Origin of the sequence: Dulcicalothrix desertica PCC 7102 (genome assembly GCF_003991905.1) — a bacterium.
GTDB classification, from domain to species: domain Bacteria; phylum Cyanobacteriota; class Cyanobacteriia; order Cyanobacteriales; family Nostocaceae; genus Dulcicalothrix; species Dulcicalothrix desertica.
Map to the genome: position 1 here is coordinate 224,420 of NZ_RSCL01000004.1, position 25,547 is coordinate 249,966.

General features: G+C 37.6%; 22 protein-coding genes and 1 pseudogene. 13 read left to right on the forward strand and 10 right to left on the reverse strand.

The features are described from left to right. Window positions 1–45: 45 nt before the first annotated feature. The 3 genes from DSM106972_RS10255 to DSM106972_RS10265 all read left to right on the forward strand — a co-directional run bounded on the left by DSM106972_RS10255 (window position 46) and on the right by DSM106972_RS10265 (window position 3,394). Window positions 46–2,217, forward strand: a complete 2,172-nt coding sequence (locus DSM106972_RS10255; protein ID WP_127080601.1) for a PAS domain S-box protein — start codon at window positions 46–48, stop codon at window positions 2,215–2,217. 357 nt (window positions 2,218–2,574) lie between these two features. Further along, window positions 2,575–2,874 (forward strand): type II toxin-antitoxin system HigB family toxin, encoded by a 300-nt coding sequence (locus DSM106972_RS10260; RefSeq protein WP_127080602.1) that lies wholly within the window; start codon window positions 2,575–2,577, stop codon window positions 2,872–2,874. 121 nt (window positions 2,875–2,995) lie between these two features. Continuing rightward, a complete protein-coding gene (locus DSM106972_RS10265; RefSeq protein WP_127080603.1) occupies window positions 2,996–3,394 on the forward strand; it encodes a helix-turn-helix domain-containing protein in 399 nt (132 codons plus the stop codon). Here the strand turns inward: DSM106972_RS10265 and DSM106972_RS51320 are convergent. Continuing rightward, window positions 3,383–3,529, reverse strand: coding sequence for a hypothetical protein (locus DSM106972_RS51320; protein ID WP_158632802.1), 147 nt, complete (start codon window positions 3,527–3,529; stop codon window positions 3,383–3,385). The genes DSM106972_RS10265 and DSM106972_RS51320 overlap by 12 nt on opposite strands. A 37-nt stretch (window positions 3,530–3,566) precedes the next feature. Beyond that, window positions 3,567–4,234 (reverse strand): annotated as a pseudogene (locus DSM106972_RS10270) (Uma2 family endonuclease). A 203-nt stretch (window positions 4,235–4,437) separates the two neighbouring features. Here DSM106972_RS10270 and msrB point away from each other — a divergent pair. Further along, entirely contained in the window at window positions 4,438–4,860 is a 423-nt protein-coding gene (gene msrB, locus DSM106972_RS10275) for a peptide-methionine (R)-S-oxide reductase MsrB (protein WP_127080604.1), read from the forward strand. Between the two features lie 600 nt (window positions 4,861–5,460). Continuing rightward, complete coding sequence (gene glgX, locus DSM106972_RS10285; RefSeq protein WP_127080605.1) at window positions 5,461–7,446, forward strand: glycogen debranching enzyme GlgX; 1,986 nt, start codon at window positions 5,461–5,463, stop codon at window positions 7,444–7,446. A 37-nt stretch (window positions 7,447–7,483) separates the two neighbouring features. Here the strand turns inward: glgX and cysW are convergent, their stop codons facing one another. The 4 genes from cysW to DSM106972_RS10305 form a co-directional block, all read right to left on the reverse strand. After that, complete coding sequence (gene cysW, locus DSM106972_RS10290) at window positions 7,484–8,323, reverse strand: sulfate ABC transporter permease subunit CysW (RefSeq protein ID WP_127080606.1); 840 nt, start codon at window positions 8,321–8,323, stop codon at window positions 7,484–7,486. Next, a complete protein-coding gene (cysT, locus tag DSM106972_RS10295) occupies window positions 8,310–9,191 on the reverse strand; it encodes a sulfate ABC transporter permease subunit CysT (RefSeq protein WP_127080607.1) in 882 nt (293 codons plus the stop codon). Before cysT ends, cysW begins: the two co-directional genes overlap by 14 nt. Before the next feature lie 138 nt (window positions 9,192–9,329). Continuing rightward, on the reverse strand, window positions 9,330–10,478 hold the full coding sequence (locus tag DSM106972_RS10300) for a sulfate ABC transporter substrate-binding protein (RefSeq protein WP_127080608.1): 1,149 nt from the start codon (window positions 10,476–10,478) through the stop codon (window positions 9,330–9,332). 295 nt (window positions 10,479–10,773) lie between these two features. After that, window positions 10,774–11,574, reverse strand: coding sequence for a TIGR01548 family HAD-type hydrolase (locus tag DSM106972_RS10305; protein ID WP_127080609.1), 801 nt, complete (start codon window positions 11,572–11,574; stop codon window positions 10,774–10,776). Between the two features lie 170 nt (window positions 11,575–11,744). Between DSM106972_RS10305 and DSM106972_RS10310 the strand changes: the two genes are divergently transcribed. Continuing rightward, complete coding sequence (locus DSM106972_RS10310; RefSeq protein WP_127080610.1) at window positions 11,745–12,044, forward strand: 30S ribosomal protein PSRP-3; 300 nt, start codon at window positions 11,745–11,747, stop codon at window positions 12,042–12,044. 55 nt (window positions 12,045–12,099) lie between these two features. On the opposite strand, the gene DSM106972_RS10315 is transcribed toward DSM106972_RS10310, so the two are convergent. Continuing rightward, window positions 12,100–13,821, reverse strand: coding sequence for a WD40 repeat domain-containing serine/threonine-protein kinase (locus tag DSM106972_RS10315; RefSeq protein ID WP_127080611.1), 1,722 nt, complete (start codon window positions 13,819–13,821; stop codon window positions 12,100–12,102). 180 nt (window positions 13,822–14,001) lie between these two features. After that, entirely contained in the window at window positions 14,002–16,161 is a 2,160-nt protein-coding gene (locus DSM106972_RS10320) for an SPFH domain-containing protein (RefSeq protein ID WP_127080612.1), read from the reverse strand. Window positions 16,162–16,478: 317 nt separating this feature from the next. Here DSM106972_RS10320 and DSM106972_RS10325 point away from each other — a divergent pair, with 317 nt between their 5' ends. The 6 genes from DSM106972_RS10325 to DSM106972_RS10350 all read left to right on the forward strand — a co-directional run bounded on the left by DSM106972_RS10325 (window position 16,479) and on the right by DSM106972_RS10350 (window position 22,157). Next, window positions 16,479–17,057 carry a slr1658 family protein gene (locus DSM106972_RS10325; RefSeq protein WP_127080613.1) on the forward strand — a complete coding sequence of 193 codons (579 nt, stop codon included), beginning with the start codon at window positions 16,479–16,481 and terminating at the stop codon, window positions 17,055–17,057. 31 nt (window positions 17,058–17,088) lie between these two features. Continuing rightward, entirely contained in the window at window positions 17,089–17,664 is a 576-nt protein-coding gene (locus DSM106972_RS10330) for a slr1658 family protein (protein ID WP_127080614.1), read from the forward strand. Window positions 17,665–17,720: 56 nt separating this feature from the next. Further along, a complete protein-coding gene (locus tag DSM106972_RS10335; protein WP_127080615.1) occupies window positions 17,721–18,065 on the forward strand; it encodes a slr1659 superfamily regulator in 345 nt (114 codons plus the stop codon). 52 nt (window positions 18,066–18,117) lie between these two features. After that, the gene (locus tag DSM106972_RS10340; protein ID WP_127080616.1) at window positions 18,118–18,465 is read left to right on the forward strand and encodes a slr1659 superfamily regulator; all 348 of its coding nucleotides are present in this window, start codon (window positions 18,118–18,120) and stop codon (window positions 18,463–18,465) included. A gap of 12 nt (window positions 18,466–18,477) precedes the next feature. After that, window positions 18,478–20,460, forward strand: coding sequence for a PP2C family protein-serine/threonine phosphatase (locus DSM106972_RS10345; protein WP_127080617.1), 1,983 nt, complete (start codon window positions 18,478–18,480; stop codon window positions 20,458–20,460). Between the two features lie 140 nt (window positions 20,461–20,600). Further along, window positions 20,601–22,157 carry a PP2C family protein-serine/threonine phosphatase gene (locus DSM106972_RS10350; protein ID WP_127080618.1) on the forward strand — a complete coding sequence of 519 codons (1,557 nt, stop codon included), beginning with the start codon at window positions 20,601–20,603 and terminating at the stop codon, window positions 22,155–22,157. A gap of 45 nt (window positions 22,158–22,202) precedes the next feature. Here DSM106972_RS10350 and atpC read toward each other — a convergent pair whose 3' ends face one another. After that, a complete protein-coding gene (atpC, locus tag DSM106972_RS10355; protein ID WP_019495417.1) occupies window positions 22,203–22,616 on the reverse strand; it encodes an ATP synthase F1 subunit epsilon in 414 nt (137 codons plus the stop codon). 135 nt (window positions 22,617–22,751) lie between these two features. Then, window positions 22,752–24,200, reverse strand: a complete 1,449-nt coding sequence (atpD, locus tag DSM106972_RS10360) for a F0F1 ATP synthase subunit beta (protein WP_127080619.1) — start codon at window positions 24,198–24,200, stop codon at window positions 22,752–22,754. A gap of 513 nt (window positions 24,201–24,713) precedes the next feature. Here atpD and DSM106972_RS10365 point away from each other — a divergent pair. Beyond that, window positions 24,714–25,532: a SirB1 family protein gene (locus DSM106972_RS10365; protein WP_127080620.1), complete on the forward strand. Its 819-nt coding sequence runs from the start codon at window positions 24,714–24,716 to the stop codon at window positions 25,530–25,532. Window positions 25,533–25,547: the final 15 nt, after the last annotated feature.

The following is a 25,547-nucleotide window of genomic DNA, read 5'->3' on the forward strand; positions in this document are numbered from 1 at the left end:
AGCAGATTTCGTAAACCCACCCCCCTATTTATAGTCCCTAATCTAATGGTTGACGTACTTAGAACCGTACAACGGAGATGGAGACAAGCCGTTTCTACATACATTCTACCCAAAACCGATATTTTAACTGTTAAATATGAAACTTGGCGCCGTCATTTTTTGTGGCAGCGTCTACAGTTATGGTTATGGCTAGCACTTTTCTGTGTTCTAAGTTTTGTCGTTCGCGATGTTTACAACTTCTTTTTTCCTTTAAAAGAACTTGCTAATCTTCCACAACAATTAATGCGTCATGCATTGCTTGTAGACGGCGCCATGTTATCAAGTATCAGTATATCATTACTAGTACATCGAACCTCATTTGGGCGCCGTCATCCAGGAGTACTATTTTTAGCCTCATCTTGGTCAATAAGTCTTGGGCAACAAATATTTAGTACTCTTAAAGGGTTTGCAATACCTGATATTGTCACTTGGTCACTGCTGTTTCTTGGTCAAGCAGCTTTTATGCCAGTACGCTGGAGACTGCATCTAGTCTCCCAAGTCGTATTATTAATTTATTACTTCGGTGTAAATCTGAGTCTCGGTTTTAAACTTCCAAGACCAGCACTAGGTCAAGAGTCTATATATAGTGTGACGCTACTTTTATATATATTTTGGTTCTGTGCTATATGTAACTTTAGCGTTTATTTATACGACAGACTACAATCGCGTGAATTTAACGCACGTAAACAGCTTGAGAAAACCAATAATAAACTAAAAATAGCCGAAAATAAATACCGCAGTATATTTGAGAACGCAGTCGAAGGTATTTTCCAAAGTACAATCGATGGACGCTACATCACCGTCAACCCTGCACTTGCACAAATTTTAGGCTTTTCCACACCCGAAGAAGTTATTGATTATTATACCGATATTGGTAAACAGCTTTATGTCAATCCAAATCGACGTACAGAATTTATTAATTTAGTCGAGAAGCATGGTAATGTCTCCGAGTTTGAATCTCAAATTTACCGACATCATAATTCTTCAAATAACATTGTTTGGATTTCCGAAAAAGCATATGCCGTTCGCGACTCCCTAGGTAATATACTATATTACGAAGGAATTATTGAAGATATAACCAAACGTAAACGCGCAGAAGAAGCACTCCAAGAGCAATTTGACTTTTTACAAGTTCTTATCGACACAATTCCGGCGCCTGTATATTATCAAAATGCTCAAGGACTGTATGTAGGATGCAACAAATCTTTTGAAACGTCAATTGGTTTAAGTCGAGCAAGCATTATTGGTAAAAAGGTGTATGAAATCGCACCAAAAGAACTCGCAGAAGAATATTATCAAGCAGATATTAAGCTATTATCCAAGCGAGGAATTCAAACTTATGAAAGTTCTATAATCTATGCTGATAACAAAAAGCACAGTGTAATATTTTACAAAGCAACATATGATAAAGCAGATGGCGCCTTGGGTGGTATAGTAGGGGTAATATTAGATATTAGCGAGAGAAAACGCACCGAAGAAGCACTACGAGTATTCATTCACGCAGTTTCCCACGACTTACGTAACCCAGTATTAGGAACATTGATGGTTTTGAAAAATTTACTAGGGGATAAACAAGAATCATCGTCGGTTACAGTGCCTCGTGCAATAATTGAAAGAATGCAGCAAAGTAGTGAACGTCAGTTAAATTTAATCAACTCATTAATGGAAGCACACGTTAGTGAAGTCCAAGGTATAGCACTACAATTACAACCAATATATTTAAACAAAGTCGTAGAAGATGCAGTTGCCGACTTACAACCAATGCTTACAGAAAATGAAGCAACCCTTATCAACTTAATTCAATCTGACTTACCCCAAGTTAACTCAGATGCAACACAACTATGGCGAGTCTTCTCTAATATAATCGCCAACGCCGTCAAACATAACCCTCCCGGTTTAAATATAATACTCAACGCGACTATCAAAGATAATAATAGTAAAATTTTCTGTACAGTTTCCGATAACGGAGTTGGGTTAACGCAACAGCAAAGCGAACATCTATTTGACTTATATTTTCGCGGTACCAACGCACGTAACTCTCTTTCATTAGGACTGGGATTATACTTGTGTAAACAAATTATTGAAGCACATGGTGGTGAAATAGGTGTTAATAGTACCCCAAATGCAGGCGCCACTTTTTGGTTCACATTACCAGTATATAATTGGCAACGGATGTAACGGATGTAACGGATGTAACGGATGAAATATGTCATGCTGAGGTACGTTAACGCAGTTTTCCCGTAGGGTAGCATCTCATATGCATTGTCATGCTGAGGTACGTTAACGCAGTTTTCCCGTAGGGTAGCATCTGTTATGTATTGTCATACTGAGGTACGTAAACGTAGTTTTCCCGCAGAGTAGTATCTTCAAGCATATGCTACGTGTCAGTACAATAAGTGTCACAACCCAAAAATTAATAGATATATTTTTTATAGTACTATAGTGCAGTAATACGGTGGGAGTATCCCATCTATCAGCAATAATAGCTAGACGAGGCACCCTCATCTATATGAATCATTGGGTTAAAAATATTATATGCATCTAATAAGCATTCGTTATTTACGTAATGATGCAGCGATATATCCAGACGTAGCTGAACAAATAGAAGTTTGGTATCGGGTTGTTAGAGATGCATCATGGCAAAGTTTACAAGATGTAAAAGAAATTTATCCATCAACTGATGCTGTGGGAAATTTTACAGTATTCAATATAAAAGGTAATGCATATAGATTAATTGTTGATATTGACTATGAAACTCAAACAATCTATTACAAATACTTTTTGAGTCATGGTGAGTACGATAAAGAAAGATGGAAAAAAAACCCTTATTTTTAATAAATAGCTAATTTAAAAAAGTTTTTGAGGGTCAAATAGGTAAATATATATAAACATTTTAAAAGCAAAGTACTATACTAGTAATAAATGAGTCGCCGTTCGAGGCGAAAGGGCAAATATAATGTCTCTAGCTTTTGATAAAAATGCTTACGGTGAACTACTTGCTGAATATCAACCTCAAGTTATCACATCAGAATCGGAGTATGATAGTATGCTAGCTAATGCTGAAAGACTTATAGGAAATAAAAACCGTTCACCAGAACAAACCGCTTTATTAAAAATTTTGGTGAGATTAATAGAGGAATATGAAAGCAAAAATTATCCAATGAGTAAACCCTCTCCTCATGCAATTATTCAACATTTAATGGAAGCACGAGAACTTGAGCAAGCGGATTTAGTAGAAATTATTGGCTCATTAGATGATGTATCAGAGCTTATTAATGGTAAACAAGCAATTAGCAAAGAGCAAGCAAAAGCATTAGGAGAATTTTTTCACCTATCTGCGGAATTATTTCAGTAAAGACTCTAAAATTTCTGGTGTTAAACCTCGTCGTTCAGCTTCAGCACTAATTTCATCCATTATTTGCATAATTCTAGCAATAGCTTCCTTTTTAGTTTGGATAGCAATATCTTTTTTATTTGTTTCATTTGTCATAATCAATTATATGTATGTAGATATTTAACAGATATATTTAATTTATCAATTCAGCATTGGCAGCATCAAAAACTTGCTGTGCGGTAATATTAAGGTCAGGAAAAGATGGGGAAATTATGCGGTCATTGCCTTGAAACCGCCTAACTTGATATTCTTCGTCTATTAATTGATACACTGAGAACGTGGGTTGTTTGGGATTTCCTGTAAACTTTTTGGCGCCTAATCCCAGATAGTCAACAATCCAATATTCAGGAATTCCCATAGCTTCATATTTTCCCTGCTTCATGTAGTAATCATCATCCCAGTTAGTTGATACAACTTCTACAATTAAAGGAATTGAAGCACCATATATTACAGTTGATGTTTTTCGCCATAGGGATTCATTTACCAGATTTTTTCGTTTATTACTAATACATCTGGCTCATAACCTGATTGATTTTCAGTCGGTTTTACTAATACTTTTCTAGGTATAAAATATGGAAGATTAAGAAAGTCGAACGCGACAGTTACCTTACGAGCTAAAAATCCTGTAACCAGTTCATGTCCACCTAACGGTTGTGCCATTTCAACAATTACTCCATCATGTAGTTCATAACGTCCGTTTTCTGGGCGCCAAGCAGCAAATTCTTCAAAGGTTACTTGTTTGGTTTGAGCTTCGGCAGCATCTGATGGAATCTGAACCGTAATCTGTTGTTTGTTTATCATGATGCCATTTTCTTAGGGCTTTTATTCAATTATCATAACTCTGTTTAATATAGCTATCGGTTATCTGTATATATTAGTAACGGCTATCTTCATAACCTGTTTTACAAGTATTGTTAAGATATATAAAGATATGGTACATACCCCAGGTTGCGGAACTCAGGCGCCGCTTGGATATAGCACTGGTAGCATTGGAGAGGGAACGTATGACAGCTTCTAAGAATCAAGAACAATACGAAATTGTAAAGACAGATGGGGAATGGCAAAGTATCTTGACACCAGAACAGTACCGTGTGTTGAGAAAACACGGTACTGAAAGGGCTGGAACTAGTCCACTTGACAAAGAGTACGGGGAAGGCACTTACTATTGTGCCGGATGTGGGCAAGCTTTGTTCACGTCTGATACAAAGTTTAACAGCGGTACTGGATGGCCTAGTTTCTTTAACCCGATAGAAGGTGCTATTGCGACTACTGTCGATAAGTCGTTATTTATGACGCGCGTTGAAGTACATTGCAGTCGTTGCGGTGGACATTTAGGACACGTGTTTGGTGATGGGCCAAAACCTACTGGTCAACGCTATTGTATGAATGGTGTCTCATTAAAGTTTGAACCAGCTACAAAAGCCTAATTAACAAACAAACCCGACTTATCTAACGAGTCGGGTTTTTGGTTCAATTAAAATGTGAACCGTGGTTCACAGAAGAACTTAAGTGCTTGTGAATAATGTGAACCAATAGCTCAAGCTAAGAAAATACTGTTTATTGGCTACTCAATCTTTTTCTTAACTCAGCCTCTAACTGTTCACCTGTACTAACTATAACTCGATTTGGTCTTGCTCTAACAATTGTAAGGTAATATTGAAAAGCTTCTTCCAGAGCGGGGATGACGCTTTACATAATCTCTCAATTGAGCTTCAGTTAATTGTTTATAATTTAAATCAGTCATTGTATTATTCGCTCTCATTCGTACACACAAGTCATAGAAAGCTTTTATCTGTTCAATGGTGGGACCTACTGGTTGATCACTTCTAGTCATGTATCTTAAAAGTTTTAGCGTTTTTAGATGCCACTTAATAACATATCAGAATGTGAAGCGTGGTTCACATAAGAGCTTTTATCCGTAAATTTTTGTTTAAGAATGTAACTGAAGTTACATATTACAAGTTTGGCGCCGTTGTTTTATCTTCTTAGGGTAACTTATATATAAGTGTTCCATAGCTCAAATAAAGATGTGTGTTAATTTCGGGCGAGAAATCTGTGGTACTCTTGAAACCGCAGAAACAAGGGAATGGCTAGTCACTAATGGGATTGGTGGTTATGGTTCGGGAACGGTAGCAGGTTTGTTAACTCGTCGTTATCACGGGTTATTAGTTGCAGCACTCAAACCTCCACTCGGTCGAACTTTGTTGCTTACGAAGCTTGATGAGACTGCTGTATATGATGACCATACTTACCCGTTACACGCTAACCGTTGGGCTGATGGTATTGTAAGTCCACAGGGTTTTCGTCATATTGAGCGTTTTAGTCTTGAGGGTACTATTCCAACGTGGGAGTATGCTTGTGCTGATGCGCTGTTAGAAAAGCGTATCTGGATGCAGCAAGGAGAAAACACTACATATATTCAATACCATCTGCGTCGCGCGACTCAACCGTTAAAATTAACTATCAAAGCGATGGTTAATTATCGCGATTATCATAGTGATACGCAAGGTAATGGTTGGCAAATGACAGTTGAGGAAATATCAGGGGGAGTTCGTGTACTAGCATATCCTGATGCGGCGCCGCTTTATTTGTTAACTGACCGTGGTAATGTATCACCAGTTCATAATTGGTATTATGGTTTTGATTTAGCGGTGGAACGTTATCGAGGATTGAATGATAAGGAAGACCATCTTCATGCGGCAACATTTCAAGTTACCCTAGAAAAAGGCGAATCAATCACGTTTGTTGCTAGTACAGAAGATTTAAAGCAATACGATGGTGAAGCTGCTTTAAAGTTACGGCGCCAAAACGAGAATAAATTATTGGGACTATGGAAAAATCATAATTCTGCTTTATTTAAAGACTCCCCAGCTTGGATAAAACAATTAGTACTTGCAGCAGACCAATTTATAGTCGAACGTCCGGCGCCTGATGAACCGTATGGTAAAAGTATAATTGCGGGTTATCCTTGGTTTGGCGATTGGGGACGCGATACCATGATAAGTGTACCAGGACTCACGCTCGCTACAGGAAAACCAGAAATTGCTCGCTTAATTCTGCGTACTTTTGCTAAATATATAGATAAAGGAATGTTACCTAACCGCTTTCCTGATGCGGGTGAAGTACCTGAATATAATACTGTTGATGCGACGTTATGGTATTTTGACGCATTGCGCGCGTATCATAAAGATACCGAAGATGACGATTTAATAGAAGAACTTTTTGGCGCCCTTGCAGATATTATCGACTGGCATTGTCGCGGAACTCGATATAATATTCATCTTGATGCTGCGGATGGGTTATTGTATGCAGGTGAACAAGGAACACAACTAACATGGATGGATGCGAAAGTTAATAACGAAGTAATTACACCACGTATTGGTAAGCCAATTGAAATAAACGCACTGTGGTACAATGCTTTACGAACAATGGCTTTGTTTGCACGTCGCATTAATAAGCCACATCAAGAATATACAGCAATGGCAGACCGTACTCAATTACGATTTGCACGCTTTTGGAATTCTGAAAAAAACTATTGTTATGATGTTTTGGATACACCCAACGGTGATGATATAACACTACGTCCCAACCAACTTTTCGCTGTTTCCTTACCTGAACCTTTACTGTCACAACTCCAACAACGTTCTATTGTAGATATTTGTGGGCGCCAATTACTAACTTCTTACGGTTTACGTTCCTTAAATCCTGATGATACTCATTATCATGGTAATTATGGAGGTAATCAGTATCAAAGAGATAATGCATATCACCAAGGAACAACCTGGGGATGGTTGCTAGGTACATTTATATCAGCACACTTGCGCGTGTATGGAAACCGCACTGCTGCTCGCGAATTTTTAGAACCTATGGCAAATCATGTTTGTAATCATGGTATTGGTAGTTTAAGCGAAATCTTTGACGGTGAGGCGCCTTTGACTCCCCGTGGATGTATTGCCCAAGCTTGGACAGTTGCAGAAGTTTTACGACTATGGCTAGCAACTCCTAACTCCTAACTCCGCGCCTCCTAACACGAATCCGTTTCGGCGCCTCCTACTCGACTTCTTTAATAGTAGTTTTCTTTTCGAGAATATCCTTCAACACTAAAGTCACTAAAGCTAATAACCCTAAAACTACTGCTGCTGAATATGCTGCCTCAGTTTGATACTGTTTGTAAGTTTCTTCTACAAATAAAGGTAAACTTTGAGTTTTACCTATTATGTTGCCTGATACTACCGAGACGGCGCCAAATTCACCCATTGCCCTTGCATTGGTTAATAGTAAACCATATAATAAACCCCAACGAACATTTGGTAAGGTAACACGCCAAAATATTTGCCAATCTTTGGCGCCTAATGTTCGAGCAGCTTCTTCTTGGTCGTGTCCTAACTCTTCTAACACTGGTATAACTTCGCGTGCAACAAATGGCATACTTATAAACGCCGTTGCTATTACCATTCCTGGAAAAGCAAAGACTATTCTAATGTCATGGTCGAAGAGCCATTCACCAAACCATCCATTACGCCCATAAAGCAATACAATCATTAAACCTGCTACGACTGGTGAAATCGAAAATGGTAGGTCAATAATACTAAGAATAAAAGCACGTCCAGGAAAATTATTGTTACGAGTCAATGCCCAAGCGGCACATAAACCAAATACAGTATTTACTGGTATAGTAACTAACGCTAGGGTCAAAGTCAGCCAAGCAGCATAGAGAAAGTCTGGTTGAGTTAGGTTAGAAAGAAAGGGTCCAAAACCTTTTCTAAAAGCATAAAAAAATACATTAGCGGCTGGGATATACAAAACTAATCCTAAATACAGTAAAGCTATCCCTATCAAAATTTTAGGCGCCCAACCACCTTTTTTTTGAGACAAATTATTTCTGGTCATAGCGTCTTCCCCAAGCCTGTAAAAGATTAATTCCTATTAACAAAACTAATGAAATAACTAACAGTACGATACCAATTACCGTTGCACCCGCATAGTCATATTGTTCTAATCGTTGGAAAATAAGTACTGGTGCAATCAAATCTTTAAAAGGTGTATTAGAAGCGATAATTACCGTTGAACCAAACTCTCCTACTGCCCGCGCGAAACCTAGAGCGACTCCAGTTAAAATTGCTGGAAACAAAGGAGGTAAAATCACTCGCCAAAAAGTTTCAAACTCACTGGCACCAAGTGACCAAGCTGCCTGTTCAACTTCACTTTCCATTTCTTGTAGCACTGGTTGTACTGTTCGCACAACAAAAGGTAGCGATATCAATGTCATTGCTACTCCTACTCCTAACCGGGTAAAAGATATCCTAATTCCAAATGGTGCAAATATTGAACCAATCCAACCATTTTCGCTATATACCGTGGCTAAGGTTAAACCTGCTACAGCAGTCGGCAACGCAAAAGGTATATCTACTGAAGCATCTACTAGCCTTTTTAATGGAAAATCATAGCGAATTAATACCCAAGCAATTAAAGTTCCAAATACTCCATTTACTAATGCACTAATAATCGAAGTTGTAAAAGTTACATCATAAGCTGATAAAGCAACTGGACTTGTTGCAATTTTCCAAAACTGCTCAGGAGGTACTGTTGCTGCTTTGAAAAACATCGCACTTATTGGTACAAGTAGCATTATTACTAGATATACCGCCGTTACTACCCACGTTATATGAATTTTTGGTAACAGCGATAGCAATCCTTTCCTATTTGGTGCTTTTCTCGGATTTAACTGCTGGTATGAAGAAGGAGAAGATACTGCCATATATTAAGTAATGAGTGCTGAGTAATGAGTGCTGAGTGCTGAGTGCTGAGTAATGAGTTGTGAGTTAAAAAGCAATGAGTACTGAGAGTAACCAATCATCAGTAAAACTTTTTACTCAGCACTCAGCACTTTCAACTTTTATCTTGTTTGTGATTGAATTTGGTCAAAAATGGCGCCGTCTTCAAAGAATTTTTTCTGAACTTGGCTCCATCCACCAAAGTTTTCAACTGTACCCAAGGTTTTTACGGTTGGATATTTATCTTTGATTTCTTTGGTTTGTGCGACTGTTTCGTTGGTTGGACGGAAACCAACTTTTGCAAACTCTTGCTGTGCTTCTGGTGTAAATAGAAACTTCGTAAATGCTTCTACAACTTCGCGATTACCGTGTCTATCAACATTTTTGTCTACTATTGCGATTGGATTATCAATAGATATATTTACATCGGGAACAGTATAATTAACTTGTTCTCCTTTTTGTTTTGCAAGAATAACTTCGTTTTCGTAGTTAATTAAAACGTCTCCTTGCCTTTGTTTGAAAAATGCGTCACTTGCTTCACGAGCATCTCTAGCCAATATTGGTACATTCTTAGTATAAATTGTGGTGACAAAATCTAAAGCTTTTTTCTCGTCTCCACCTGTTTTAATAACAGAATTCCATAATGATAAGAAATTCCAGCGCGCGACTCCTGATGTTTTAGGGTCTGCTGTAATTACTTTAATTCCTTCTCTGCTCAAATCAGCCCATGTTTTAATATTTTTAGGATTACCGGGACGAGTTACTAATGCTGCAACTGATTTGGAAACAATGCCATTATTAGGAAATTCTTTTTCCCATCCTGGTTCTATTAAGCCAGCTTTTTGAATTCTTTGCGTGTCTAATGCAAGCGCTAGGTGAACTACATCAGCATCAAGTCCATCTATGACTGCGCGCGTTTGTGAGCCAGAACCACCATATGCTCTTTTGAAGGAGACATTTTGATTTTTTTCTTGCTTCCATTTCTCTACAAACTTTGGAATTATAGCTTCGTGGGCAGACCTAGTAACTGCAAAAGAAACTAAAGTTACTTCTATATCTTTGCTATTCGCTACAACCTGACTTGCACGAACACTTGGCGCCAACGCTTCACCGCTTCTATCCCCAAAAGAACAAGCGGCAACAGCCAAACTCAAAAATGCTCCTAGCAAAAATAAAGGTAAGAACCCTTTCACTGAACTGGCCCTAAACTTAAATGGGACATGTTTTGCTACATTTTGCCAAGCTGCGTGAAAGCGGCGCCATGAGTTCATCTAAATGCACTCCTTAATCTACTGTTTTTTGATAGAGTATTTGGAATATATATCTATAGTCATACATTACACAGAAGACGATAAAAACGCAATAGAGAATCTACACATAGTTTATCGAATAAATGTGGATTTGAGAACAAAGCTTATTTTACAAGGGTTTTGTCGGCGCCGGAATCTGTAAAAATCATAAATACCTCAACAAAGCAACAATTTATTCTCCCAAAAGTTAGTCCGCTTTTAACATCAATGCCTGGGAGAATTTTAATTGTAGGGTGGGCAGTGCCCACCTTACTCTCTAGACTGAAAGTAAAGCTGCTGTGCGGGCTGGGGTTAAATCTTGGACGTTGCAAAAAACAACTTCGGCGCCTGCATTTATTAATAATTCCGCATAAGCTTCGCGTCGTGAGGGTGTTTTTTGGACATGGGGTGGTAGTACACCGACACCAATAAATTTGCGCTGTGGTTCTAGTTCTCTTGCTTTAATAACGGTGTACATGTCAGCTACTGTATCACCTACATATATAACGGTATTACTCGTATTATTTTGTCCTGCTTCCAGGTGCCTAACTGTATCAAATAATCCTGTAGGGTCTGGTTTACCTGGTGCATCTTCCATTGCTAATAGTACAGGTGCTTTTAAACCGAGGCGTTTTTCTAACACATAATTTGCAGAACCACGAGTGGCGCCGCTAAAAAATCCCCATAAAATACCGGATGACGTTAAATGTTCTAAATATGTGGGATGCAATAACAATGGCTCATCACAAATATAGCCATTCCAGTTGTTAGGGTCAGTACCTCTGTAACGTGATTGAAAAAATGCTACTATCGCTTGATAGTCTAATTGGACTTGATTACGGTGTTTTCCTTGAGCCTCAAAGTGTCTAAATATCAACTCCTGCGAAGCTTCCCAATCATTATTCCAAATGCCTTCCGATTTAAGTTTATCAATATCTACTGGTGTTGGACGATACGCAAAATCTGTAAAATGCTCGACAGTATCAGCTAATGCGCGACGGTAGGAACCACCAACATCGCGAATAACGCCATCGATATCAAAAACAATAATAGCGTTTACTGGGGATTGTTCAGTCATGGAGTGTGAGTCGCGTTCAAAAGTTCCTGAACTACTTTATCTCAATTTTTTAGCTGTGCGAGTCTAATTATTTATGATGATTTGCTCAAGTGGTGGATTATTAAGTTAAAATAGGCAATCGTCTGTCTGATTGATTGTAAAGTTCGCCCGGATGCGTCCCGGAGGTGTGATTGTCCAAATTTCTCTTAAAGATTCTCTGGTTAGATGAGAATGTAGCCCTAGCAGTTGACCAAATTGTGGGCAAAGGCACGAGTCCCTTGACAAAGTACTTCTTTTGGCCCAGAAATGATGCCTGGGAAGAACTAAAAAAAGAACTAGAGTCTAAACACTGGATTACAGATGTAGATAGAGTCGAGTTGCTCAACAAAGCTACAGAAGTAATTAACTACTGGCAAGAAGAAGGCAAAAATCGACCTATGGGTGAAGCTCAGTTGAAATTTCCTGAAGTCACCTTCACTGGTAGCGCTTGATATTTCAGCGTTTCCTGAAACGTTTGTAGAGACGTTACATGTAACGTCTCTACATCTAATGGGAAATATCTAATTCCCAAATTTTAATTGTTTTGTCCTTGCTACTACTGACAATAATTTGTGTGTCAGAGTTAGCAATGGCAATGTTTGTAACAGAATCTGTATGACCTGAAAGCGTGGTTACTTCTTCAGCGTTGCTAACTTGCCACAGCTTAACTGTTTTATCTTTACTAGCGCTTATTAACAAAGTTCCATCAAAACTAAATACTAGTGCTGTAATTGACCAAGAATGTCCTGTAAGTGTGGCGAATTCTTCACCAGTATTTACATTCCATAGTTTGATGGTGTTATCGTCGCTACCTGTAGCTAAAATTTTCCCGTCTGAACTAAATGCTACGGCAGTAACCGCCCATGTATGACTCGATAATATATTAGATAGTGAATATGATAAAGAATCGGCGCCATTTTTCCACAAGCGAACTGTTTTATCAAAGCTTGCACTAGCTAAATTACCATCTGCACTAAATGTGACTAGACTAACTTGAAGCTTATGTCCAGTCAGTACGGCAACTTCTTTACCTGTAGTCACATCCCAAAGTCTAATCGTTTTATCCCAACTTCCACTAGCCAATATCTCTCCATTTGGATGAAATGCTACTGACTTGACGACGTGTTGATGTCCTACCAAGGTATAAATTTCTTTATAATCTTGATTCCATAATTTGATTGTTTTATCATCGCTACCTGTTGCCAATATTTGAGCATTAGGACTAAATGCTACTGATGTAACTGGTTTATTATGACCGTGAAGTGTATGTAATAATTGTTGTGTTTTACAATCCCATATACATACATCTTTGTTACTATGGGTACTCGCAATAATATTTTTATCCAAACAAACTGCAACTGCGTTTACTTCTGAAGTCGAATGTATAGTTTTATGCTCCGCAGGCGCCTGCCAACTTTGTTCATGCGTAGTATATGCTGAAATACCCATCATCATTAATACTTCATCAACTGACATAAAACGCTGATTTATATCTTGGTTGATAAGCTTATCAAGAATCTTACCCAACCGCACACTAATAGGTGTTTGTAAATAATGACGCCATGCCCATTGATTATTCGCGGTGTCATATAAATCAAAAGGTCTTACTTGAGTGAGTAAATAAATACAAGTAACACCCAAGCTGTAAAGGTCACTGCTAAATATTGGTTTAGATAAAGCAAGCTCTGGCGCCGTATATTCTGGACTACCTGTAATAATATTATTAGCTTGATAATAAGCAGCAGCTACCTGAGAAGCAGCAAAATCAACTAAAACAAAATCTTGGCTGCCATTCCTACATATAATATTTTCTGGCTTGATGTCACAATGAATTAATTTATGACTATGTACTAATTTTAAAGTGGTTAAAATATCTGTCAGTATTTGCCAAATTTTATTTTCGCTTAAAGTACCTTGTTCTGCGAGTAACGTATTTAAATTTATACCTTCAATATGTTCAAATACTAAATAGATACAATCGTTGCCGCAGTGGTAATCTATTAACTTAGGAATTTGAGAAGACTTGCTTAACTGTTGTAATATTTTTAACTTATGTTCAAAGTTTCTTGGTTGTGGTGATAATATTTTTTGAATAACGCAGGGTATAAAAGGATATTCTTCTTCATTAACAGCGAAAAAAGTTTGTGTATATTTACCGTAACTAATTAGCTTAAATAAACGGTACGCGGGTTCTAAAAAAATCGGCAGTACTACATTAGAATTGTACATTCACACTCCTTTTCTTTGTAGACTTTATGCAATTAAATAATATCTTCGCCAATTTTTCTAGACATGCGACATATAAAGATATATAAAGATATATAATCTTGTAAGATAGTCTTGTGGGATAGTCTTGTGGGATAGTCTTGTGGGATGGGCATCCCTGCCCGTCCCAAATATTAAACGCTCTTATTGACTATCTGTTGGAATATCAAGATTTAAAGGTATATGAGCATTCCCGTTACCATTCTTCGGCGCCATTACAGGCACTCTAGGATAAATTGGTTGGTTGCTTACATTACCATTTTGCTTAGTACTAGTTTGATTCCATAAAATCATGGATAGTAAACCGTCAACTAAACCATTGGCGCCACCACCACTGTTACCACCAACTAATATATCGGGTATTAAGCGGACGTTACTTTCACCAACTATTTGCATCATTTGCATTGCGGTGTAACCATTTTCACCTAGTGCTTCCACACCTGCACGATATGTTTCTGCTTTCGCGTTACCTGTGGCACGAATACCTTCAGCTTCAGCTATGGCTTTTAGTTTAATCGATTCTGCTTCACCAGTTGCTTCTTGAATTCTGGCATTAGCTTTTAATTGAGCAATTTTAACTCCTTCTTCAGATGTAACTAATGAGTCTTGGATATCTGCTAATGATGTTTCTCTTACCAACATTTGACGCTGAGTTTGCGCCATTTGTTGAACTTCGTAGGTTTTGCGTTGTTCTTCAGCAATTTTACGGTCGGTAAGTGTATGCATTAACTCTGGCGGTGGGGTAATTAAACCTATCAAAGAGTCTACTGCTTGAACATCATACGCACGTAAAGCTGATTTAACGTATTCTGATGCTTCGACTTGACGCTCGCTCCGGGCAATTAGAAAATCTAAAATTGTGTACTCTTGCGCGGAGTTACGAAAATAGTTTCCAACTATTGGACGCAGTACTTGGTCGATGACGTTTTGCATCGAACCTAAGCGCGATATCACTTTAGGTGCATCACTGGCGCCGATATGAATAATTTGGAATATTTCTAAATCAAAAGTAAAACCGTCAAACGATAATAGTTTTAAGGCTGTGAGTTTACTATCATAGCCATGTTGACCCATGATTCTATCGGTAAAGTTTAAGACGATATTAGTCGTTGGCACTAACTCGACTTTCATTACTTTAGTATTTAAAGGATGTTTACCAGGATATAACGGCTCTACCCATACACCTTTATGTCCTTGGTTCACCAACTGACCATGAGTAAACGAGGCGCCACTAACATCTTCTTGTTCTTTACCTACGAAAGAAATAACCACTCCCACATAACCGATAGGTATTTCGGTCATTGGTACTTGTTCAACGTTTACAAGCCAGGGGTTAAGATTCCACGAACCCGATAATAATACCTGCTCTTGCAAACCCCTTTGCCCACCACCATCAAGAAACCTCTGACCGTTTTGGAAGTTATCGTGTCCAGGAATTGTATGTCCGGCTATTTCTCCTGTCCGAATAGGTGAACCATCTAAAGTTGTAACAATACCAACTTTTTCTGGCTCTATCTGATATATACGCAACTGCTCCGCGCGCATCTCGTGCTGATTAGCATTACTTGCCGTAATTACTTTAAACAAAGCAGTATTTATACGGTAAGTACCTGCCGTTAAAAAACCAATTTGTCGTCCTTTCTCTCCACCGTTCAGCAAAAACTTACGCGCGTCTTGAAAGTTATCGGAATCAACTATTTTACCCAAGATTCTCTCAGGTGGTACTTGTGAACCATCAGCAGCGACTATGAGCGCAATTTCACCTTGTGGCACCATTACTACAGTTTCTTTTTTCACAGAAAACTGCCAAGGAAAGTAACCCCAATGCCAACCAGGCGCCAGAGTATCTGCCTGCAAACCAGCTTCACCATTAAGAGCAATTAACCCACCAGGAGGAAGTCCTTTTCCAGAAACAGCGAATTTTTTAACAACAATTCCAACTTCGCGTTCACCAATAACTACCAGTCCGCCAAAGAACAATGGCACAAAAATAACCAAACCGCCAACTACAGCAATAGGAATTAAGCCCCAACCAAGACTCATTTGTAATTGGCTAGCTTTAAGTGTTTTTACTGATATAACTTGATTTTCGGTCGCAGGCACCGTTACATTTGTCGTTACAGACTTAGTAACATTAGCAACATTATTATATTCGACTTGATTAACCGACTTATTTACTTGATTAACTTGGGCGCCAGCAACACTAACACTACCAGCAACTGCTAAAGAAGCCGCAACCGATGCAACAAAACTAAGTATTTTACTTGACTTACGCTTACGATTAAAGCTTTGTAAGGTTCTCATAGATTTTGCCCTCTGGGCAATAAGTATCTTACCTATTACTTCCCATCCACCCAGGTGAGTTTCTGCATTCGTTACAAAACTTAATATTTTAATCAAATTAGCAAAAAATGTAAATAATCTCTTAAATCTTGCTTATTCTTGCCTTTAAGTGCATTTACTGAACACAAGAGAATAAAACAATGCCATATTGTGTAAAGGCAGTATAAACGCAAGATAAAGTATAAACAAATACTAAAAGTCGTATATGTTTAACCTGATATAAAGCGTTTATCCGTTACATCCGTTAAATCCGTTGCCAATTTTTATACAGCACTACCATGACGCAGATTTTCGGGGACTTCATAGAAAAACCGCAGACCAAGGAAAAATTAATGTTGGAGTTTCTGCCTGATTCAATATCGGTGCAGGAATTTTGGCGCAATAATGATTACGCGGCAAATTTTATTGCTGACTTTTTGGCGACCCTTATTACTAAAAATGGTTCCGAAGACAGTGATTTAAAACGTTCTACAAAAATTAAGAGTGCTACTAGCTATATTGCTAATGAACTTTTAGAGAATGCCGTTAAGTACTCACATCAAGCTTCGCAAATACCTATTAAAGTTAAATTGTATTCCAACAAAGGTAAAACTCAGTTTTTTATTACGAATAGCTTGAGTCACCTTCGGTCGGCAAATCTTCAGGGCGTTATTTATCAACTGTCAAATAATAACCATGAAGAATTATATTTAAACCAGTTAGAAAAAAATGTTGATGATGAATATAGCTTTAAGTCGGGGCTAGGTTTTTTAAGCATGATAAATGACTATTCGGCGAAGCTTGCTTGGAAGTTTGAGGCAGTCCCTGATAAACCAGCAATAATGATTGTGACGACAATGGTTGAATTCACTATGTAAGGTAAATATTTTTAAATTAAGTAAGGTTGATATGAAAGAGATATTTGGATATTACGTTGATAAACCACTCAATAATGACCAATTAACGCTAAAGTTCTCACCGTCTTCTATTTCAATAAAAGACCGCTGGAGAAATAATGGTCTATCCGCAGATTTTATGGCGGATTATTTGACTACTTTTTTTCCTAAAGATGATAGCGATGTTGGCGCCCAAAAGCAAGCTGAAATTAAAAGTACTGCTAGCTATATTGCAAATGAGTTATTAGAAAACTCAATGAAGTATTGTGATTACAGTGTGCGATTACCAATTACCATTCAGCTTCAACTCGATGCTGACCAAATTAGATTTTTTGTTACTAATAGCATAAATAAAGACTCTATCGAAGGATTTAAAGCCTTTATTGAAGAGTTAGTAGTTGCTGACCCAGACTCACTATATTTTAATCAGTTAGAAAAAAATGCCGAAAATCCAGATAATACAGCTTCTGGTTTAGGTTTACTGAGCATGATTAATGATTATTCAGCAATGCTGGGTTGGAAATTTGAAATTATTCAGGAAAAACCAGAAATACTTGCTGTAACTACAATGGTACAAGTAAGCATCTAGATTTACATACGATTTTTTTGATTTTTAATTATTTGTTTATTGCGCGAATCAAAACTATGGAAATTTTAGGCGATAACTATAAAGTTTGTTACGAGACTACTTCTGCAACCATTAACTTTCATGGCAGTTTACGTTTGAACGGAATGGAAGAATATGCACCCATTTTAAAATTATTAAATGATGTAGTTGATAGTAACCCAGCACGAATTACGCTCAACTTAATGCATCTCGATTTTTTGAACAGTTCTGGTATTACCATGCTATCTAAGTTTGTAATTGGAATGCGAACCAACAAAAGTATGCATATGATGATTCTTGGCGCCAATTCAATTCCTTGGCAAAGTAAGTTACTCAAAAACTTACAAAAATTAATGCCAAATTTAAATTTGAAAATGGTTTAGTTAAGATTTAATTATTTTTTTAATCTTTATATCAGGTTGCAGGTGCATAATTATGTCGAATATTCAGGGTGACAACTACCGTGTGTGGTACGAAGAAACAAATAAAACAGTTCATTTTGAAGGGACATTAAGGTTAGGAACAGTAGCAGAGTATTCTCCAATCATACAGTTACTTAGTAACATTGCGAATAGCCCAATAAATCTAGTTAATTTAAATTTTAAAAGTTTATATGCTCTTAATAGCTCTGGAATTAGTATGCTTTCTAAATTTATTATAGATATAAGAGATAAATCAAAATTGCAAGTAATCGTTAAAGCATCAAATAATATACCTTGGCAACCAAAATCATTAAAAAATTTACAAAGATTAATGCCAAATATAATATTAAAATATGAATAAATTTTTAAACATATGAAACAACTACAAAAAGTATTTCGTCCGGCGATTACTTTAATGAATCGCCTTAAATATCCACAAAAATTTACTTTAATTAGTAGCATTTTTGTGCTGCCGTTAAGTTTGGTAATGTATTTACTGATTTCAGAAATTCAATCGCGAAATGACTTTGCAGAAAAGGAAAAAATTGGTAACACTTACCTACGTCCTTTGCGTCAACTATGGTCAGATGTTTCACTTGCACAAATCACTAACAACGACCAAACAAAACAAAACGAGTTAAAAGAACTCAAGGCAAGAATTAATAATCAAATGCGGTCATTAGAGGATGTTGATAAAAAATATGGTAATATCTTACTAACGACTAGTAAATTTAATTTGATAAAAGAAAAATGGCGCCAAATAGAAAATCAAAATAATAACAACATAGAAGAGAAAAATCAAACATACAATACGTTACGACAAGAAATCGATGAGTTAAGGAATAAAGTTGGAGACCAATCTAACTTAATTCTTGACCCTGACATAGATAGTTACTATTTAATGGATGCAACTTTGTTAAAGCTGCCCGAAATGCAGTATATTTTAACAGACATTCAACTTATAACTCAAAAAAGTATCCTAACTAAACAAGATACGGTTGAATCACGTATTAAGTTAATAAAATACTTAGCAAAACTCGAAGGATATAATAGCGAGTTAAAGAAAAACATGCAGAATGCATTTAAATTTAATCCTGCTGGAAATACACGTCCAAAGCTTGAAAAGTTTTTAAATGACTATACAAATAAAATTGACTTACTTATTGATACAGCAGTACCTTTAACTGAAAATAGTAATACTTTAAGTAGCCAAGTATTTTACACAGCGGCAGCAGAAAACTTAAAATTAAGTTATATTCTTTGGGATAAAGCAATTGTCGAATTAGATGTGCTTTTGCAAAACCGTATTAATGGTTTTGTACAGAGACAAGTATTACTATGCCTTTTTGTCTCAATCATTTTAATATTAGTATTGTATTTATATATTGCGTTTTATTTAGGTGTAAAACAAACAGTATCTAGCTTAAGTACAGCATCAAAACAAATGATTGATGGAACTGTCACCGAAAGCATTATTTTAGAAAACCGCGATGAATTGGCAGAAGTTGTCAAATCATTTAACGATATTGCACTTGCTTTAGTTAAAGCCAACAAAGAAGTCAATCTATTGAACCAATGCCTAACCGATGAAAATATTCGTATGGGCGCCGAATTAGAGGTAACTAGCAAACTTCAAAAAATGATTTTACCACCAAAGCACGAACTTGAACAGATACCAGATTTAGAAATAGCTGGGTTCATGCTTTCTGCTACCGAAGTAGGTGGTGACTACTATGATGTAATTTACCACAACGGCAAAGTAAAAATTGGAATTGGTGACGTTACAGGACATGGACTAGAAAGCGGTGTGTTAATGATAATGGTTCAAACTGCGGTACGTACCTTATTAGAACATAACGAAACCGACCCCAAAAAATTCCTCGACACTCTCAACCGCACTATTTACCAAAACGTGCAGCGAATGAACTCAGATAAAAATATGACGCTGTGCTTACTCGACTACGAAGATGGTAAAGTTCGAGTATCAGGACAACATGAAGAAATGCTCGTTGTTCGACGTGGTGGTTTAATACAAAGAGTCGATACAGTAGATTTAGGCTTTCCAATTGGTTTAGAAGAAGAAATTTCTGATTTTATCGGTTATGCAGATATTCAACTATATCCAAATGATGTTGTAGTTCTTTATACCGATGGTGTTACCGAAGCTGAAAATCCTGAAGGAGAGCTATATGGACTCAAGCGTTTAACAGAAATAATAAAAGAAAACTGGCAAAATTCAGCTCATGACATAAAACAAGCTATAGTTGATGACCTATATAAATATATGGGACAAGGAAAACTTTTAGATGATATTACTCTAGTAGTTTTAAAACGCAAACAATTAGAAACCTCTTAGAAACCAGGTTTCTTTACTGATATCTTGTAATCAAAACAATATTTTTACATAGAAACCTGGTTTCTTCACTAACAGGTTTCTTTACTGATATCTTGTAATCAAAACAATATTTTTACATAGAAACCTGGTTATTCACTAATATGAAAAAAATTAAATTAAATTCATCATATTTAAATAAACTAATTGCATCAAATCTCATGCTCGTGATTGGAGTTGCTATCATTATTAGCATGATGCTAGTTGCTTCTGTGGGTTGGAACGTTTGGAATATGCATAGTGATTTCAAAACAGTTGTTTCAACAGAATTTCAACTACAAAGCTTGAGTGGTAAAATTATTCATCTTGATGAAGTTTTAACAATGTCTGCTCGAATGGCTGCTAGTACAGGTGATTTAGAATGGGAAAAACGTTATAAGAAGTTTGAACCCGAACTAGATGCAGCGATTAAAAAAGTTATTCAAATTGCTCCCGAATTTCAAGCAGCTAATGCTTTTGAAACTGATGCAGCAAATCTTAAATTAGTTCAAATGGAGCAGCAAGCATTTGAATTAGTACGTAAAAACAAATCTCAAGAAGCTCTAAATTTGCTTAATAGTCAAAATTACAACACTCAAAAGCAAATTTATGCAAATGGCATGATTAAAACGACTACTGCATTAAATACTAGGATTCAATCAAACCTTGAATCCTACAGACAGCGTTTATTTTTGTCTAGTTTATTCTGCATTATTAGCTTTCCAATTCTTACATTAGCTTGGCTAGCTGTTTTTGGCTTAGTAAAATGGTATATTACTCAACGTCAGCGTGCAGAGAATGCACTATATTTTGCAAAAGCTGAACTTGAACAAGTTAACACGACATTAGAAACTAAAGTTGAAGAGCGAACCTTTGAACTTGAAGCAGCAAATGTAAAGATAGTTGGACTAAACGAGTCATTAAACAAAGAAAATATTCGCATGAAAACAGAGTTGGACTTAACAAGACAAGTTCAACAAACCATTTTACCCAAACAAGAAGAACTAGCACAAATTAAAAACTTAGATATTGTTGGTTTTATGCAACCTGCTACTGAAATTGGTGGTGACTATTATGATATAATCTCCCACGATGGAAAAGTAAAAATTGGTATTGGTGACGTTACTGGACATGGTTTGGAAAGTGGAATGTTAATGCTTATGGTGCAAACCGCAGTACGTACTCTTTTAGAAAATAATGAAACTAATCCTCAAAAGTTTTTAAATACTTTGAATCGAGCGATTTATAATAATGTACAGCGAATGGAGTCTGATAAAAATATGACTCTTTGTTTGTTAGATTATGATAATGGAAAAGTACGAGTTTACGGACAACATGAAGAGGTCATAATCATTCGTAGAGGAGGATTGTTACAAAGAATCGATACAACAGATTTAGGATTCGCGATTGGTTTAGAAGAAGAAATTAGCCATCTTGTGGCTTACGCTGATATACAATTATTACCAGATGATGTAATTGTCCTTTATACCGATGGTATTACAGAAGCTGAAGATATAAACGGCGCCTTATACGGATTGAAGCGATTAATACAAGTCATTAAACAAAATTGGCACCTATGTGCAGAAGAAATTAAACAAGCTATTATTCAAGACTTGTGGGAATTTATTGGCGCCAAACAGTTTTTAGACGATGTAACATTAGTTGTACTGAAACAAAAATAATATATACGTGTGTGTAGAGACGCGATTCATCGCGTCTCTACAATGTTATACCATACCACCAGCAGCTTGAAAACGAGCGCGCGCACGTTTAAAAGCTTGAGTAGCTTGAATTGTTGCCTGTCTATCGTCAGCAGAAACAGAGTTTAGACGAGTTTGAGCTTCGTTAAAGGCAGAACGTGCTTCTTCCAAGTTGATTTTATCGCCACGTTCGCCACCATTAACGAGAATCGTAACTTCATCTTCTTCAACTTCCACAAAACCACCTTGCAAAGCTATAGCTACCCAAGGTTGATTTTTGCTAGGACGCACACGCATGACACCTGTATCTAACGCAGATAACAGTGGTGCGTGTCCAGTAAGAATACCTAGTTGTCCAGTTGTACTAGGCAAAATAACTTCTTCAGCAGAAGCATCCCAGACTGTTTTATCTGGAGAAAGTACACGAACGGTTAAAGTCATAGGATTTTAGATTGTCGATTTTAGATTTTAGATTTTGCTTTCCTGCTGAACACTTCGTGAACGCATATGAATTGATTTCAGATTTTGGATTATCATACTCAATCCAAAATCCAAAATCCGAAATCCAAAATCAAATTAGCCTTTCATTTTCTCAGCTTTCGCTTTGGCTTCGTTGATATCACCAACCAAGTAGAACGCTTGCTCTGGTAAATCATCTAACTCACCAGCAAGAATCTGCTTAAATCCTTTGATGGTATCTTCAAGCTTCACATATTTTCCAGGTGAACCTGTAAATACTTCTGCAACGAAGAACGGTTGCGACAAGAAACGTTCTATTTTACGAGCGCGCGCTACTGTTAAACGGTCATCTTCAGACAATTCGTCCAAGCCAAGAATCGCGATGATATCTTGTAATTCTTTATACCGTTGTAATGTAGCTTGTACTGCACGCGCTGTATCGTAGTGGTCGCTACCAACGATGTCTGGTTGCAACATTGTTGAGGTGGAGCCTAATGGGTCTACTGCTGGGTAGATACCTTTAGATGCTAAACCACGGGACAATACTGTTGTTCCATCTAAGTGGGCAAAGGTGGTTGCAGGCGCCGGGTCGGTTAAGTCATCCGCAGGAACGTATACAGCTTGAATGGAAGTAATAGAACCTTCGGTTGTAGAAGTAATCCGTTCTTGTAGGGCGCCAACGTCGGTACCTAAAGTGGGCTGATATCCTACTGCTGAAGGCATACGACCTAGAAGCGCGGATACTTCAGAACCAGCTTGTACGAATCGGAAAATGTTATCGACGAACAACAAAACGTCTTGCTTGTTAACGTCGCGGAAGTACTCAGCCATTGTCAAACCAGACAAACCAACGCGCATCCGGGCGCCGGGTGGCTCGTTCATTTGACCGTACACTAGTGCAATTTTAGACTCGTTGAGGTTTTCGTTGTTGATTACACCAGATTCAATCATTTCATTGTAGAGGTCATTGCCTTCGCGGGTGCGTTCGCCCACACCAGCAAATACAGACACACCACCATGTTGAGTTGCAATATTATTAATCAACTCCATCATGATTACGGTTTTGCCTACACCTGCACCGCCGAACAGACCAATTTTACCACCACGACGGTAGGGAGTTAAAAGGTCAACCACTTTAATCCCAGTTTCAAACACCGAAGGTTTGGTTTCCAGGTCGGTAAGTTTGGGTGCTGGACGGTGAATAGGAAGAGTTTCTGTATTGTTGACCGGACCTCGGTTGTCTACAGGTTCGCCCAAAACGTTGAAAATACGTCCTAGGGTTGCTTTACCAACAGGTACGCTAATAGGCGCCCCTTGGTCAACAGCTTCCATTCCACGTACTAAGCCATCAGTCGTACTCATCGACACGGCACGTACTTGTTGGTCGCCCAGCAACTGCTGCACTTCGCAAGTTACGGAAACATCTTGTCCTGCTTCGTTCCTGCCGGTAATAGTCAAAGCGTTGTAGATAGGGGGCATTTTGCCGCTGGGGAACTTTACGTCTACAACAGGACCAATGACTTGGGTAATGTAACCAATGTTAGTTTTTTCTGCAGTCGTTACCATGCTGGGTTGTTGCTATGAAGCTATATTTCAGATAGTGTCAATAGGCTTGAGTTCAAGCGATATCCATCTTTTAGAGTAGCATTGAACGGTCGAGATGCATTGAGATAAATTCATTATTAAATAAAACCGTAAACCAAGCACTTTATGATAAAACCTCGAAAGTCGGTAGTAACAGAAAACTCTCGCGGTCGTGTGCCTCGATAACATCGACGAAGGAAGGCTGTTTGTCCTAAATGCTACTGCATTCTTCATTCAAAACCATTATTCAATCACAATGCACAGCATAAGCAAAAAAAATACTCTCGCCTTCAGTTGAGTGCGAGAGTACTGCCATGCCATTTCACTTAAATCTTGACTACAGGCGCAATTACTGCCTTTTCGGACGTAAAAGCAATTTTGAGGCGTTTATTTTTACGGTAAAATAATATTTGTAGAATTTTCGGCGCCGCCTGCTAAGGATTTAGTATAGAAATAAGAATTATTTTATCCGGCTTATTGTTTTAGCATCAGCTTATGAACTACGTATCGGCACGGCAATATTTTTATCAAGAGATTCAGCAAGTTGATGAAAATATAGACTTAGCCAAAGCAGCTTTATATATAGCGACTGAAGAGTACCCCGACTTGGACTGTGACGAGTATCTCAACGCATTAGATACAATGGCATTTGAGCTACAGGAACGTTTACCCGACACGCGGTATCCAATGCGAGTAGTTAAATGTATTAACGAATACTTGTACAGAGATTTAGGATTTGCAGGTAACACCGAAAACTATTATGACCCGCGCAACAGCTTTTTAAATGACGTAATCGAGCGGCGCCTGGGAATTCCAATTACATTAGCGCTAGTATATTTAGAAGTCGCGCGTCGTATAGATTTCCCAATGGTGGGAGTGGGAATGCCGGGACATTTTTTGATACGTCCAGATATTCCCGATATGGATATATATATAGATACTTTCCATGAGGGTGAAATATTGTTCCCGCAAGATTGCGAGTTGCGGTTGAGCCAAATTTATCAACAACCCGTACAGTTACAACCCGAACATCTACCAAGGGTGACAAAAGCTCAGTTTTTAATACGCTTGCTATCGAATTTAAAACATATTTATTTGAACAAGCAAGAATTAGAACTTGCTTTAGCAGCAGTTGAGCGAATTTTACTGGTGGCGCCAGATTCCATCATCGATACTCGCGACCGTGGTTTACTATCTTACCAACTAGGACGCTTTACACAAGCAACACAAGATTTAGAAACTTATTTGTACCGTACACCCGACGCACGCGATGCTTCAGTCATTCGGCGCCTGCTTTTAAAGCTAAAAGGATAATTTTCCGTATCACAA